The 13144-nt window shown below is 74.2% G+C and carries 14 protein-coding genes; 3 read left to right on the forward strand and 11 right to left on the reverse strand.

Translation table 11 applies throughout. From position 1 onward, the window contains the following. Positions 1–154 precede the first annotated feature (154 nt). Positions 155–556 (reverse strand): SRPBCC family protein, encoded by a 402-nt coding sequence (locus ACN27B_RS30855; protein ID WP_099165016.1) that lies wholly within the window; start codon positions 554–556, stop codon positions 155–157. Positions 557–624: 68 nt separating this feature from the next. Here ACN27B_RS30855 and ACN27B_RS30860 point away from each other — a divergent pair, with 68 nt between their 5' ends. Continuing rightward, positions 625–1407, forward strand: a complete 783-nt coding sequence (locus tag ACN27B_RS30860; RefSeq protein ID WP_099164416.1) for a hypothetical protein — start codon at positions 625–627, stop codon at positions 1405–1407. 9 nt (positions 1408–1416) lie between these two features. Here the strand turns inward: ACN27B_RS30860 and ACN27B_RS30865 are convergent, their stop codons facing one another. After that, a complete protein-coding gene (locus ACN27B_RS30865; protein ID WP_099164415.1) occupies positions 1417–2148 on the reverse strand; it encodes an SDR family NAD(P)-dependent oxidoreductase in 732 nt (243 codons plus the stop codon). A gap of 95 nt (positions 2149–2243) precedes the next feature. On the opposite strand from ACN27B_RS30865, the gene ACN27B_RS30870 reads away from it, so the two are divergent. Beyond that, positions 2244–3086, forward strand: a complete 843-nt coding sequence (locus tag ACN27B_RS30870; protein ID WP_099164414.1) for a LysR family transcriptional regulator — start codon at positions 2244–2246, stop codon at positions 3084–3086. On the opposite strand, the gene ACN27B_RS30875 is transcribed toward ACN27B_RS30870, so the two are convergent. From ACN27B_RS30875 to ACN27B_RS30910, 8 genes are all read right to left on the reverse strand, one after another. Next, the gene (locus ACN27B_RS30875) at positions 3083–3565 is read right to left on the reverse strand and encodes a GNAT family N-acetyltransferase (RefSeq protein WP_099164413.1); all 483 of its coding nucleotides are present in this window, start codon (positions 3563–3565) and stop codon (positions 3083–3085) included. The genes ACN27B_RS30870 and ACN27B_RS30875 overlap by 4 nt on opposite strands. Before the next feature lie 184 nt (positions 3566–3749). Next, positions 3750–4358, reverse strand: coding sequence for a GTP-binding protein (locus ACN27B_RS30880; protein ID WP_091573442.1), 609 nt, complete (start codon positions 4356–4358; stop codon positions 3750–3752). After that, positions 4339–4728 carry a DUF742 domain-containing protein gene (locus tag ACN27B_RS30885; protein WP_091573441.1) on the reverse strand — a complete coding sequence of 130 codons (390 nt, stop codon included), beginning with the start codon at positions 4726–4728 and terminating at the stop codon, positions 4339–4341. The genes ACN27B_RS30880 and ACN27B_RS30885 overlap by 20 nt, the downstream gene beginning before the upstream one ends. Next, entirely contained in the window at positions 4725–5150 is a 426-nt protein-coding gene (locus tag ACN27B_RS30890) for a roadblock/LC7 domain-containing protein (RefSeq protein WP_091573440.1), read from the reverse strand. The genes ACN27B_RS30885 and ACN27B_RS30890 overlap by 4 nt, the downstream gene beginning before the upstream one ends. A gap of 65 nt (positions 5151–5215) precedes the next feature. Further along, positions 5216–7660, reverse strand: a complete 2445-nt coding sequence (locus tag ACN27B_RS30895) for a nitrate- and nitrite sensing domain-containing protein (protein WP_422742861.1) — start codon at positions 7658–7660, stop codon at positions 5216–5218. A gap of 80 nt (positions 7661–7740) precedes the next feature. Then, positions 7741–9297, reverse strand: coding sequence for a prenyltransferase/squalene oxidase repeat-containing protein (locus tag ACN27B_RS30900; RefSeq protein ID WP_099164411.1), 1557 nt, complete (start codon positions 9295–9297; stop codon positions 7741–7743). Then, on the reverse strand, positions 9294–10169 hold the full coding sequence (locus tag ACN27B_RS30905) for a terpene synthase family protein (RefSeq protein ID WP_099164410.1): 876 nt from the start codon (positions 10167–10169) through the stop codon (positions 9294–9296). Before ACN27B_RS30905 ends, ACN27B_RS30900 begins: the two co-directional genes overlap by 4 nt. Then, complete coding sequence (locus tag ACN27B_RS30910; RefSeq protein WP_396824704.1) at positions 10166–11503, reverse strand: cytochrome P450; 1338 nt, start codon at positions 11501–11503, stop codon at positions 10166–10168. The genes ACN27B_RS30905 and ACN27B_RS30910 overlap by 4 nt, the downstream gene beginning before the upstream one ends. A 290-nt stretch (positions 11504–11793) precedes the next feature. On the opposite strand from ACN27B_RS30910, the gene ACN27B_RS30915 reads away from it, so the two are divergent. After that, positions 11794–12042, forward strand: coding sequence for a DUF2630 family protein (locus ACN27B_RS30915; protein WP_091573435.1), 249 nt, complete (start codon positions 11794–11796; stop codon positions 12040–12042). A 45-nt stretch (positions 12043–12087) separates the two neighbouring features. Here the strand turns inward: ACN27B_RS30915 and ACN27B_RS30920 are convergent, their stop codons facing one another. Next, on the reverse strand, positions 12088–13017 hold the full coding sequence (locus tag ACN27B_RS30920) for a serine protein kinase RIO (RefSeq protein ID WP_099164408.1): 930 nt from the start codon (positions 13015–13017) through the stop codon (positions 12088–12090). Between the last annotated feature and the right edge of the window lie 127 nt (positions 13018–13144).

The raw sequence follows: 13144 nt of genomic DNA on the forward strand, positions 1-13144 counted from the left end.
ATCCCCGTGGTTGTCATCGGTCAATCAACGTGACGACGACGCTATCCACCACACAAACGGGAGTCAATGAAAACTACATCCGGAAAGGAGCAAAGCCGCGAATCCGGGCACAAGTAATGGACAGATCGCGCTGCGTGACCGGCCGTCCATCGACCTACTCCGCCGACTCCAGCACGGCCTTGAGCCGGGCCAGGTCGGCCTCGACCAGCGCGGTGTCCCGGGCGAAGTCGGCGTCGCTCATGCCGGGGCCCCGCCGGAGGCTGAACACCACCTCGGTGCCGTCGCCGTTCGCGATCGCGCGCAGCGGCACGTACACCGTCTCGCCGGACGGCGTCCGCACCTCGTGGTCGAGCACGCCGAAGTCGTTGGCCGGCGCGAACGTCAGCCCCGCCCGCCCCTCGGGCGTCTCGACATACCAGCGGCCGTCCTCGCGCGTCACCGAGCCACCCAGGCCGGGCGCCCAGCGGGGCAGGTTCGCCGGGTCGGACGCGAACGCGTAGACCTCCGCGACCGGGCGGTCGATGTGCACACTGAGGTGCCGGGACGGCGTACCCACGCCGCCGATGATGGCACGCCCGTCCGGCCGGTGCCACGACCGAGCCGGTCGCCGCATAGGGTGCGGGCGTGGGACTCGACGCGTTCGTGCACTGCCGGTGCTGGCAGGACGGCCTGGCCGCGCCGTGCCCGGTGGGACCGGTCGGCTACGACGACGAGGGCTGTCTGATCCTGCTGCCCGGCGACGGGTACGACGCCGCGGCCGAGAACGCCTTCTACGCCTGGAAGGCCGAGGACGCCTGCCCGCACCGCCACATGGAGCTGGTCAGCGAGGGCCTGGCCAACTGGACCGGGGTGCGCATGTTCCAGCAGGCGCTGCGCGCGGCCGGGGCGCACCGCTTCCCGACGCTTGTCGCCGGCCTGCCCGACGGCAACGACGGCGGGCTGACGGTCGAGCAGGCGGCGACGGCGCTCGCCGAGCTGGACGCGTTCCGGGAGAGCCGGATCGCCGACGAGACCGCGCTCGTCGACGAGGCGACCGGGGAGGTGGTGATGCAGTACATCGAGGATTACCACGGGATCTTCATGCACGGGTCGGGCTGGCACGCCGGCGTAGATCCGGCCGGGTTCTTCGTCGTCGACACCGTCGCGCAGCCACCGTCCACGCTGTTCCGCGCCACACGGTTCACCCAACGCGTGCTGCCCGACGGCCGGGTGGACCTCGTCGGCGACGACGGGACACGGGCCACCGTGGCGATGAGGCCGGTCGGCGAGCACGGCTCGCCGGCGCCGGAGCGGCTCGCGGTACGGACCGGACCCCGGTGCGCCGACGACTACGCCTACATCGTCGAGCCGCTGCGCCGACTCTGCGCCGCGTCGGTCGCCACCGGCAACCCGGTCATGTGGTGCTGACCGGGCCGGTCACCACGGCACCACGCCCGCGTCCTCGAAGAAGCCGCCGGTCGGCCCGTCGTCGGGCAGCGTCGCCAACCGGATCGCGACCGCCGCGCCCTGCTGCGGCGTGCGCACCCCGCGGAAACCGTTCAGGTCGGTCGCGGTGAAGCCGGGGCAGGCGGCGTTGACCAGGATGTTCGTGTCGGCCAGCGCCCGGGCGTACTGGATGGTGACCGCGTTGAGCATCGACTTCGACGGCGCATAGGCGACGGACAGCGGGCCGGTCTGCTGCTCGCCGGCGGAGGCGCTCTGCCGGGCGAGCGAGCCGACCCCGCTGGACATGTTGACGATCCGGGGGGACGCCGAGCGGCGCAGCAGCGGCAGCGTCGCCTCGGTCACCCGGACCACGCCGACCACGTTGACCTCGACCGCCGCCCGCACGGTGGCCACGTCGACGCCGCCGGGCTGCTGCGGCATTCCGCCGGTCACGCCTGCGTTGTTGACCAGCACGTCGAGGCCGCCGGCCCGCTCCTCCAGCAGGCGCGCGGCGGCGGTCACGCTCGCGTCGTCGGTCACGTCCAGCGGTACGCCGAACGCGTCCACGCCGGCCGCGCGCAGCGTCGCCACGGCGGTCTCCCGGCGCCCCTCGTCCCGGGCGCCGACCCCCACCCGCCAGCCGAGGGCCCCCAGGCCCGCCGCGATCTCGTACCCGATTCCCTTGTTCGCGCCGGTGACCAGCGCGACGGTGCGTTCGCTCATGCGGTCGATCCTGGTCGCGCCGCGATCGGGCGGCCAACACCGTCTCGGTAGTGTGCGATACCCGCCGGGTATCGATCCGGGGGTACGGTGGCCGGGTGGAGACCCGGGAGCTGCGCTACTTCGTCGCGGTCGCCGAGGAGCTGCACTTCGGCCGTGCCGCCCGTCGCCTCGGGATCGCCCAGCCTCCGTTGTCGCGGGCCATCCGCCAGCTCGAACGGCGGCTCGGGGTGACGCTGCTGGACCGTGACCACCGCGCCGTGGCGCTGACCCCGGCCGGCGCGGTGCTGCTGCGCGAGGGACGGGCCGCCCTGGACGCGGTGGCGGCCGCCGACCGCCGGACCCGTCGCGCCGCCGCGGACGGCGGTCCCGGCCTGGTCCTGGCCACCAAGGCGGGCGCGTCCCACGAGCTGCTGCCGAAACTGCTCGACGCGTACGCCGCGGAGCCCGACGCGGTGGCCGTGGAGGTGCTGCTGTGCGGCATCGGCGAGCAGGAGCGGCTGCTGCGCGACGGGCGGGCCGACGTGGCGCTGCTGCACCTCCCGTTCGACTCGACCGCCGGGCTGGACACCGAGGCGCTGGTGACGGAGCAGCAGGTGGCGGTGGTGCCGGCGGGGCATCCGGTGGCCGGCCGGACGCAGCTGCGGCTGGCCGACGTCGAGGCGCTGCCCGACCTGCCGTTGCCGCGCTGGCCGCAGCGCGACGGCACCTATCCCGAGGGTCCCGGCCCCCAGGTCCGGGAGCACGCCCAGCTGTTCCAGCTCATCGCGCTCGGCCGGGCCGCGGCGGTGCTGCCGGAGTCGTGCCGGCCCCTGCTGCGCCCCGATCTGGCCGCCGTGCCGGTGCCGGACGCGCCCGCGGTGACCACCGTGATCGCGTGGCCGCCGCACAGCCGGTCGCGTCCCCTGGCCGCGCTGGTCCGGACCGCCACCCGCCTCTAGGCGAGAAGGTCCTTGCGCATGTGCTGGGTGACCACGCGATAGCCCGACGTCCGGTAGAGCGACGCGGCCCGCTCGTTGGCCCCGAAGACGTTGAGTTCGAGCGCCCGGGCGCCCCGCTCCCGGGCCACCGCCTCGCCGGCGGCGAGCAGCGCCCGGCCCAGGCCCGCGCCGCGCCGCTCGGGCGCCACCTCGATGTCGTAGAGGAAGGCACAGTCCGGGACGCCACGCGGATGGGTCAGGCCGATCCACAGGTGGCCGACCGGGGATCCGTCGGCCGTCTCGCCGATCAGGAAGAGCATGCCGGGCGTCTCCATGCCCTCGGGCAGCAGTGCGGCGTTGGCCTCCCGGGCCCGGTCGAGCGCCTCCTCGGCCGGCCAGTTGCCGGCGGCGACCTGTTCCTGGGCGTAGCCGGCGGCGAGTTCGTGCTGCCAGTTGTCGAACTCCTGCGGGGACATCGCCCGGACGGACACCTCGGTCATGTGCGTCAGACTCTCACGGATGCCGCTGGTCGGCCGGCCCCGGTGCCCGCGGGCCAGAGGCTGGCGCCGCGGCGTGTCGACTCCGATCGGCGCAGGCCGTGACGAGCGATATACCTCAGTGTCATATTTATGACGCTCAGGTATATCCCGGAAGAGTGATGCCTTCTTCCGTGCGTGGTGACTGTCAGTCGCCGGCGGCTCGTCGGCGTGCCTCCCGCAGCTTCATGGCGTGCTCCAGCAGCGTGATCAGCACCTCCTTGGCCGAGTCCCGCTCCCGCGCGTCGCACAGCACCACCGGCACGCCCGGGTCCAGGTCCAGCGCCGCCTGCACCTCGTCGAGCCGGAACGTCCGGGCGCCCTCGAAGCAGTTCACCGCCACCACGAACGGCGTGCCCCGGCCCTCGAAGTAGTCGATCGACGGGAAGCAGTCGGCCAGCCGGCGGGTGTCGGCGAGCACCACCGCGCCGAGCGCGCCGAGCGCCAGCTCGTCCCAGACGAACCAGAACCGGTCCTGCCCGGGCGTGCCGAACAGGTAGAGCACCAGGTCGTCGCTGATGGTGATGCGGCCGAAGTCCATCGCCACGGTGGTGGTCGACTTCTCCTCCACACCGGACAGGTCGTCGATGCCGATGCCGGTCTCGGTCAGCACCTCTTCGGTGCGCAGCGGCCGGGTCTCGCTGACCGCGCCGACCAGGGTGGTCTTGCCCACGCCGAACCCGCCGGCGATCAGGATCTTGATCGCGGTGGGCAGCGGCGCCGCTCCCGCCGGCCGCTCAGAGCGCCCGTAGTCCATTGATTACCGCCTCGAAAACGTGCTCGTCGGGAAGGCCGGCGGGGGTGGCGCGCGGCTCGCGTACCTGCACCAGGCTGCGGGCGGCGAGGTCTCCGAGGAGGACCCGGACCGTGCCCACCGGCAGGTTGAGATGGGCGGCGATCTCGGCCACGGACTGGATCCGCTGGCAGAGGCCGACGATCGCCACGTGCTCCGGGCCGAGCCCGGACTCCGACCCCACATCCGTGCGGGTCGCGCTGACCAGGGAGATCAGGTCGAACGTCCCGGTGACCGGGCGGGCCCGGCCTCCGGTCACGGCGTACGGGCGCACCACCGGGCCGGCGTGGTCGTCCACCCACTCCTGCTCCGCGGACTCCCCCGGGCCGGTCATCGCGCCGTGTTCTCGCCGAGGGGCTGTTCCCGGGTCGGTGATGCCACGAACCGGCCGACCCGGGTGACCAGCATGGCCATCTCGTACGCGATCAGGCCGACGTCCGCGTCCTCCGCCGCCAGCACCGCCAGGCAGGCGTTGCGGCCGGCCGCGGTGACGAAGAGGAAGGAGGACTGCATCTCGATGATGGTCTGCTGTACCTGACCGCCGCCGAACCGCTTGCCCGCCCCGCGCGCCAGGCTCTGGATGCCCGCCGCCATGGCCGCCAGGTGCTCGCCGTCGTCCCGGCTGAGGCCGCGGGACGAGGCCATCAGCAGTCCGTCCGTGGAGAGCGCCACGGCGTGTTCCGCCTGCTTGACCCGGCCGACCAGGTCATCCAGCAGCCACGCCAGATCCGCGCTCGAAGCCGTCTTCTGCGCCACTCGTCGTCCTCTTCTCCCCGGCTGGTGCCGTTCTCGTCCCGGTCCCGTCGCGTCGACGGCCCCGGTCAGGTGGCCTGCTCGTTCTCGTCGGCGGGCGCGCCGCCGGCCCCACGCGCCCCGCCGAGCAGGCGTGCCGCGTCGGTGCGGCCACGTCGGGTGCCGCTCTGGTAGGAGCTCATCATCCGGCGCACCTGCTCCGGCGGGCGCGCCGTGTCGTCCGCCCCGTCGTCCTCCGCCTCGCTCTGGTCGTTGCGCAGCTCCGGATTGAGGCTGGCCTGGCGTACCCGGACCGGCAACCCGGCGTCGGTCACCGCCGGGACCTCCTCGGTCGCGGACGGCGCCGCGGGGGGTTCGACCACGGCCAGCTCCGCGGTCGGCGCGGCGACCGCGGGCTGCCGTTTGCGGGTACGGGCCGGCAGCCCGGAGGGAGTCAGCCGAGGCGCCTGCGGTTCCGGTTCGGCCGCGGTCGTACCGTCGTCGGTCGGCTCGGTCGGCTCGGTCGCGGCGTCGCCGGCCGCGGCGGTCGGGGCCGCGACCGGGTCCGCGGCGGGCGGGGCGGCCGGCTCGGCGGCCGCCGGCAGCGCCGGGGCGACCGGGCCCGCCGTCATGTCGACGGACCCGCCCGGGTCGCCGTCCACGGTGATCAGTTCGCGCGGGATCAGCACCACCGCTGTCGTGCCGCCGTACGCGGACTCCCGGAGCTGGACCTTCACGCCGTGCCGCTCGGTGAGCCGGCTGACCACGAACAGGCCGAGCCGGGCCGCGTCCGCCAGGTTCAGCTCGGACCGGTCGACGATGCGCGCGTTGGCGGCGGCCAGCTCGTCGCCGCTCATGCCGAGGCCACGGTCCTCGATCTCGATGGCGAAGCCGTTGCCGACGAGCTGGCCGCGCACCTCCACGGTGGTCTGCGGCGGGGAGAAGGAGAGGCCGTTCTCGATCAGCTCGGCCAGCAGGTGGATCACGTCACCGACGGCCCGGCCGGTCAGCGACACCGGGCCCAGCGGTCGCACGGTCACCCGGGTGTAGTCCTCGACCTCGGCGACCGCGCCGCGCACCACGTCGACCATCGGCACGTTGCGCCGCCAGGCACGGCCCGGCGTCGAGCCGGAGAGCACGATCAGGTTCTCCGCGTTGCGCCGCATCCGGGTGGCCAGGTGGTCGACCCGGAACAGGTCCTCCAGCTCCTCGGCGTCGTGCTCCCGGCGTTCCATGGCGTCGAGCAGGGTGAGCTGGCGGTGCACCAGCGCCTGGGTGCGCCGGGCCAGGCTGAGGAACACGTCGCGGACGCTGCGGCGCAGCTCGGCCTGCTCGACGGCGGTGCGGACGGCGGTCTCCTGCACCCGGTTGAAGGCCCTGCCGACCTGGCCGATCTCGTCGTCGCCGAACTGCAACGGCGGCGCTTCCCGGGCGACGTCCACCTCCTCGCCGTGCCCCAGTCGCTCCACCACGCTGGGCAGCCGCTCGTCGGCCAGCCGGATGGCGGCCCCGCGCAACCGTTCGAGCTGCCGGACCAGCGACCGGGCCGTGGTGATCGAGACGATCACGGACGCGACGACGGCGATCAGGCCGAGACCGGCGGCGAGGACCAGCCGGACGATGACGCCGACGGCGACCGGGGTGGCCCGCGCGACGATGTCCTCACCACCGGCGAGGATCACCTCGCGCAGGTCGGCCATCGCCGGCTCGGCGGCGGCCCGCCAGGCGGCGGCGGTGATCGGCGGGCGCACGTCCTCACCCTTGGCCGCCAGCACCCGGTCCTGGAGGGTCCGGAGCGCGACGAACGCCTCGCCGTCGACCATCTGCTGGTAGCGGGTCCGGTCGGTCGGGGCGAGTTCCCGGGCGGTGCGGTCGGCGAGGAACCACTGGGCGCCGACCAGCCGGGCGAACGCGGTCTGCTCGGCGACGGTCAGCCGGTTGGCCGAGACCGCGCCGGTGAGCAGGGCGTCCTGTTGGGACAGCAGCTCCCGGGAGCGGTTCAGGTCGATGAGCGCGGCGGTGTCCCGGGCGATCTGGTCGTCGTCGAGGCCGCCGAGCGCGTCGAAGACGGCGAAGATGCCGTCGACCGCCTCGTCGTAGGCCGCCAACGTCGCGGTCCGGTCGATGGTCTTGCGGCCGACCTCCTCGCGGACCTGGACGAGCTGACCCAGCTCGGTCTTCAGCTCGGCGAGCCGCTGCTCCAGCTCGTCGCTGGCCGGCACCTCGGTACGCCAGTCCTGCACCGAATCCCACAGCGCGGTGGCGGTCTCGTCGGTGCGCGCCCGCTGGGCCTGCAACTCCTGCAACTGCCCGGGGTCGGACTCACCCAGGTAGCGCAGCGACAGCCGGCGCTCGTTCTGCAACTCGAGCAACAGCGGATCGCTCGGCTCGAACACCCGGGCGTTGAGCGCCTGCACGCCGAGCAGGTTGAACCCGTCGCGCACGGTCACCCAGGCCGCGAACGCCCAGAGCGCGGTCAGCGACGCCAGCAGGGCGATGATCTTCGTACGGAGATTCGTACTGCGGGAACGCATCACACCGTCCTGGCCCGGTCTTCGGTCGGTCCGAAATCCGATCGACTCCGGCGCACGCTAGCAGCCGTCGTGAACTCCATTCAAGCGATCCTGATCATGGTGGCCTCCGGGTGCGCCGACGCCCGACCGGCGTGCCCCGAGGCGGCCAGCACCGCCGCGCGCACGATCAGCGTCGGGCGGTAGAGGTCCTTGTCGTGCCACAGTGCCGGACCGCCGTCGCGTCCGTCCAGGTCGGACAGGAGAGCCCGCCCCCGGGCCAGCGCCGCGCCGATCCGGGCATCGCCCGCGCGGCCCGCGCCGGCCAGGGCGAGCACCGCGTACGCGGTCTCCTCGGCGGTGCCGCGCCAGCGTCCCCAGGAGCCGTCCGGCCGCTGGGTCGCCAGCAGCCAGCCGACGCCCCGCTCGACCGCGGTCCGCGCCGCGCCGTCGGGCGCGTGGTCGGCCAGCGCGAGCAGCACCGCGTACGTGGCGTAGTAGGCCGAGGCGTGCCACCGGTCCTCCCACCGCCCGTCCGGCTCCTGCCGCCCGACCAGCCAGTCGGTGACCCGGCGCCGGGCCGCCGTCACGCCCGGCCGGCTCGGGTGCTCGCCGAGCGCGTCGAGCACGTGCGCGTTGGTGGTCAGCGACGCCCCGTCCTCCCCCGGCCAGGTGCAGAAGTGCCGCCCGGTGTCGTATCCGGCGAGCGCGCCCACGCCGGGCGACCGGCCCAACCGGGCGAGCGCGTAGAGCGCCACGGAGGTGGTGTCGGCGTCGGCCGGCAGCCCGGGCGCGGTGGCCGCGCCGGACGCGCCGACGGCGGCGCGCAGCCCGGTCAGCACCCGCTCGGGCACGCGCACCGGGACGCCGGCCCGGACCAGGACGGCGAGCACCCACGCCCGCTCGAAGACGGTGATCGGGCTGGCGCAGGGCACCGGACCCGACCGGGCGACCGCGTACAGGTAGTCCAGGGCGGGGCCCGGCTCGGGCCGGCCGAGCCAGGCGGCGGTGGCGGCCGGTGAGGCGCCCACCGCCCCGCTGGCCGAGGGACGCACACCCGGCGCCCGGTACGCCAACTCGCCGGCCACCTCCAGGGCGTGCGCCAGTTTCTCCGGCACGGGCCGCCCGGCGGCCAGCAGTCCGCGTACCCGGGTCAGCCGGTTCGGGTCCAGACCGGCCGGCAGCGGCAGGCGGGGCCGGCCGGCCCAGTCGGCCAGCCCGGGCGGCGGACCCGCCGGCGCGTCGACGAGCCGGTCGACGGCGGCCAGCAGCGCCGGCACGATCAGGTCGGTGGCCGGCAGGTCGGGCGGGGTCTCGGCGCGCAGCGCGGCGGCCAGGAACGCCAGGCCCCGGTGCGCGGCGGCGGCCACCGACTGCGGGGCCGGTCCGCCGCGGCGCAGGTCGGTCAGGAGCGCCTCGACCGCGCTCAGCGTCGGCACGATCGCGTAGCCGCCGGGAGCGCCCCACCCGCCGTCCGGGCGCTGCCCGTCGAGCAGCCAGGCCAGCCGCTCGCCGTGGCCGGGCAGCCAGGGCGCCAGCGCGACCAGCCGACCGGTCTCGTACACCGACGGCGAGGTCCCTCCCGCCGAGTCGTCCACGAGCGCGCCGACCGGCTCGGGCGCGGGCCCGACCCGGGTCTCCGGCTCGGCGGTGAGGCTCACCGCACGCCCCAGAAGTCGGTGTGCCGGTAGAACCCGGTGGTGAAGCCGAGCTGCCGGGACAGGAACTCGGCCTCCCGGGGCGACTCGTCCGCCAGCTTCGCCAGCCGTACGCGGCAGTGGTCGACCTGCTCGGCGAACCGCCGTTCGACCTCGGCCGGGTCGTCGACCAGCAGCAACGCGTTGAGGTCGCCCGACTCCGCGTCCCGCCGGTGCGTGCCGAGGTCGTTGACCAGCCGTAGGGCCCGCTGCACCTCGTCGGCGACCTCGATCAGCCGGTCCAGCGCGGCGGGGTCGACGACCGATCCGGTGTGGATCCAGTGGGCCACGTCGACCACGGTGGCGGCGAGGTTGTCCGCGTTGTCGAGGTAGTCGGCGAGCGTGGGCCGGGTGGTGCGCCGCCAGGTCCACTCCCGGGCCATCGCCCGCACCGTGCGCTCCATCGTGGCCCGCCAGCGTCCGCGCAGCGCCGGGTAGGCGGGCGCGGCGGCGACGTCGTCGCGCAGCTCGGCGAGGAACCGGCCGAGCGGGTCGTCGGCGTCCGCGCCGTCGAGCACGGCCAGGCAGGTGTCGGAGATCCGGTCGACCTCGGACCGACTGGTCGCCTCGTGGTCGACCAGCCAGTCGACGGCGAACCCCCAGAGCACCGCGCGGTTGGTGACCGCCAGCTCCGCGGCGGTGTGCCAGGGGGCGCTGAACGCCATCGCCGAGGCGATGCTGCTGAACAGGGTGGCGTCGAACGGCTCGCCGGGGAACAGGTCGGGGTGCGCGGCCGCGGCCCGGCGCAGACCGCGCTGACCGTGCGCGGCGAGCGCGCAGATCCGTCCCTGCTCGGCGGCGGCGGCGATGGGATCCGGCAGCGGTCCGCCGGTCACGCCGGCTCCGCCCGGCCGGCGGCGAGCAGGGTCAGCTCGACCCGCCGGCGTGGCCGCAGCGCCGCCGCCAGCCGCAACCCGGGCACGTCGGTGCGGTCCAGCCGGAAGCGGTAGCGACTCAGCATCGTGGCGAGGATGAGCTGGGCCTCCAGATAGAACAGGTACATGCCGAGGCACTGGTGCGGACCGCCGCCGAACGGGAAGTGGGCGTAGCGGTGGCGGGCGCGGACCCGCTCCGGGCGGAACCGCTCCGGGTCGAACTCGTCCGGGCGGTCCCAGAACTGCCGCATCCGTTGGGTGATCAGCGGGCTGACCGCCATGGTGGCGCCGGCCTCGATCGGCACGCCGTCGATGACGTCCGCGGCGACCGCGCGACGCGGGATGATCCAGCCGATCGGGTAGAGCCGCAGCAACTCGTCCAGCACCATCCGGGTGTAGGTGAGCCGGTTCAGGTGCTCCCGGCGTACCGGCCCGGCGCCGACCACCTCGTCGATCTCGGCGTAGAGCCGCTCGGCGACCTCGGGATGCTGGTGCAGGTGCGGCCAGGCCCAGGTGAGCACGTTGATGGTGGTCTCGGTGGTGGCGGCGAACATGGCCACGGTGTCGTTGCGGACCTGCCGCTCGTCGAGCTGCCGGCCGTCGTCGGTGCGGGCCCGCCAGAGCGTGGAGATGATGTCGTCGCCCTGGTCGGCGGCGTCACGGGTCTGCCGGACGATCGGCACCAGCACGTCGTCGACGACGCGTACCGCGCGGCGGAACGCGCGGTCTCCCGGCATCGGCAGCGACAGCGGCGCGAACGGCACCACGATCCGCGGGATGACGGCGGTGGCGATCCGGTCCTGGGCGTCGATCACCCGCATCGCGTCCGGCACCGAGATGCGGTCGGCGAAGAGCACCTTCATGATCGCCCGGCTGACGATGCGGGCCTGCTCGACGCCGATGTCCACCGGCCGGCCCGCGCGATAGGGCTCGTCCAGCTCGTCGACCGCGTCCCGGACGGCGTCCGCCATGCCGTCGACGAGCGCCTCGACCCGCTTCGCGGTGAACATCGGCTGGAGCATCCGGCGGCTGGCCGACCAGATCTGGCCCTCGCCGAGGATGCCCTCGCCGAACAGCCGCTTGACCGGGCGCCAGAACAGTCCGTCGCCGGCCCGCTCGTAGTTGTCCGCCCGGTCCCGCAGCACGTGCTGCACGTGCCGGGGGTGGGTGACCAGGTAGGGGCGGAACGAGCCGAGGTTGAGCCGGACCAGGTCGCCGCCGGTGCGGTTACCGACGTCGATCAGCGCCCGGGCCGGGTCGCGCAGGACGGCGGGCAGGATCTGACGCAACGGCACGGTGTGCGGGCGACCGGCAGGCCGGTGCGGGCCGGACGAATCGGCCACCTGAACGCTCCCTCGGGTTGCTGAGGGTCGCCACCCCATCGCGACCCGTGAACGTTGCTCGTGAGCATGCCATCCTGAGCGACGAATCAAAAGACGGGACGGAGGATATTTCACGTAACAACATTCTCTTTGTCGAGAATGGAGCCAGTGGGACGTGCGTCACGCGGGAAGTCTTTCTGGGGCTCGCGCGTCGTCCCCCGGGAACGCGGGCGCGGGCGCGTCCGCTGTGCCAAGCTTCGGGCATGGACGACAAGACCATCCTGAGCCGGATCTCGGAACTCGTCGACGAGGAGCACCGGCTGCGCTCCGACGCGCAGCAGCACGAGGCCGGCACCGACGACGAGGCCCGGGAGCGGCTGCGCGCCCTGGAGGAGTCCCTGGACCAGTGCTGGGACCTGCTCCGTCGCCGCCGGGCCGCCCGGCAGGCGCACGGCGACCCGGACGCCCAGGGCGAGCGCCCGGTGCCGGAGGTCGAGCGCTACCTGCAGTGAGCCGAGGTCCCGGGCGGGACGACTCCCGCCCGGGACACCCGGTGGTCAGCGGATCCCCGCCTCCCGGAGCAGCACCTCGGTCAGCGCCACCGGGTCGGTGTCGGCGGCGGGCAGTCCGCGGGCGGTGAACCAGGCGGCCACCACCCGCACGTCGCGGGCCAGGAACTCGGCCCCCTGCGGATTGGCCACCACGTCGACCACCTGCGGCAGATCGATCATGACCAGCCGGCCCGCGTGCACCAGGAGGTTGTACGGCGACAGGTCGCCGTGGGCGTACCCGGCCCGGGCCAGCACCAGCAGGGCCTCGACCAGCTGCTCCCACAGGTCGCGCAGCCCGTCGTCGGTGGGTCGGACCTGGGCCAGCCGGGGCGCGGCCTCCCCCGCCTCGGCGTCGCCGACGAACTCCAGCATCAGCTCGGTGCCGAGCAGCTGGACGGGATAGGGCACGGCGATCCGCCCGGAGGCGGCGCCGATCTCCCACAGCCGGGACAGCGCGGCGAACTCGGCCGCCGCCCACTGCCCGGCGATCATCTGCCGGCCGAACGCGGTGCGGCCGGCCATCGCCCGCATCTCCCGCGACCGGCGGACCCGGCGGCCCTCCAGGTAGCCGGCGTCGCGGTGGAAGAGCCGGTGCTGGGCGTCGCGGTAGCGCTTGACCGCCAGCAGACAGGCACGGTCGGTGTCCGGCACGGCACGGCGGACCAGGTGGACGTCCGCCTCCTTGCCGGTCTTCAGCACCCCGAGTTCGGTGTCCCGGGCGGCCAGCTCGGTGACCAGCCAGTCGGGATGCGGCTCGGGGCCGTGGACCGCCTGGTCCCAGGAGGACCAGCTGTCCTCCGCGTCGGGCTCGGCGTCGGGGTCGGTGAGGGTCGGCGGGGCGTGCCGCCCCCGCTTCAGGAAATCGGGCTCGTCGTCGTCGAAGCGGCTCTTGCCGCGGCCACGGCGCTGCGGCGCCGGGATGTCGTGATCGCGCACGGGTGGATCTGTCCTTCGATCGAGGCTGGTGGAGGCAGGTGGAACGACCCTGCAAAGACGGCCATGACCGACCTCCTCTCCTCGACCGGGCGACACCCGGCTGCGCCCTCGCGCGGCACCATGCTCG

This window comes from Micromonospora sp. WMMD754 (assembly GCF_049315235.1).
Lineage (GTDB): Bacteria > Actinomycetota > Actinomycetes > Mycobacteriales > Micromonosporaceae > Micromonospora > Micromonospora sediminicola.

Coding starts and splice junctions, on each gene's coding strand:
- ACN27B_RS30865 (WP_099164415.1), bottom strand. CDS start 2,148: ATGAGCGAACGCACCGTCGCGCTGGTCACCGGCGCGAACAAGGGAATC.
- ACN27B_RS30875 (WP_099164413.1), bottom strand. CDS start 3,565: ATGACCGAGGTGTCCGTCCGGGCGATGTCCCCGCAGGAGTTCGACAAC.
- ACN27B_RS30880 (WP_091573442.1), bottom strand. CDS start 4,358: ATGGACTACGGGCGCTCTGAGCGGCCGGCGGGAGCGGCGCCGCTGCCC.
- ACN27B_RS30885 (WP_091573441.1), bottom strand. CDS start 4,728: ATGACCGGCCCGGGGGAGTCCGCGGAGCAGGAGTGGGTGGACGACCAC.
- ACN27B_RS30895 (WP_422742861.1), bottom strand. CDS start 7,660: ATGCGTTCCCGCAGTACGAATCTCCGTACGAAGATCATCGCCCTGCTG.
- ACN27B_RS30915 (WP_091573435.1), top strand. CDS start 11,794: ATGGACGACAAGACCATCCTGAGCCGGATCTCGGAACTCGTCGACGAG.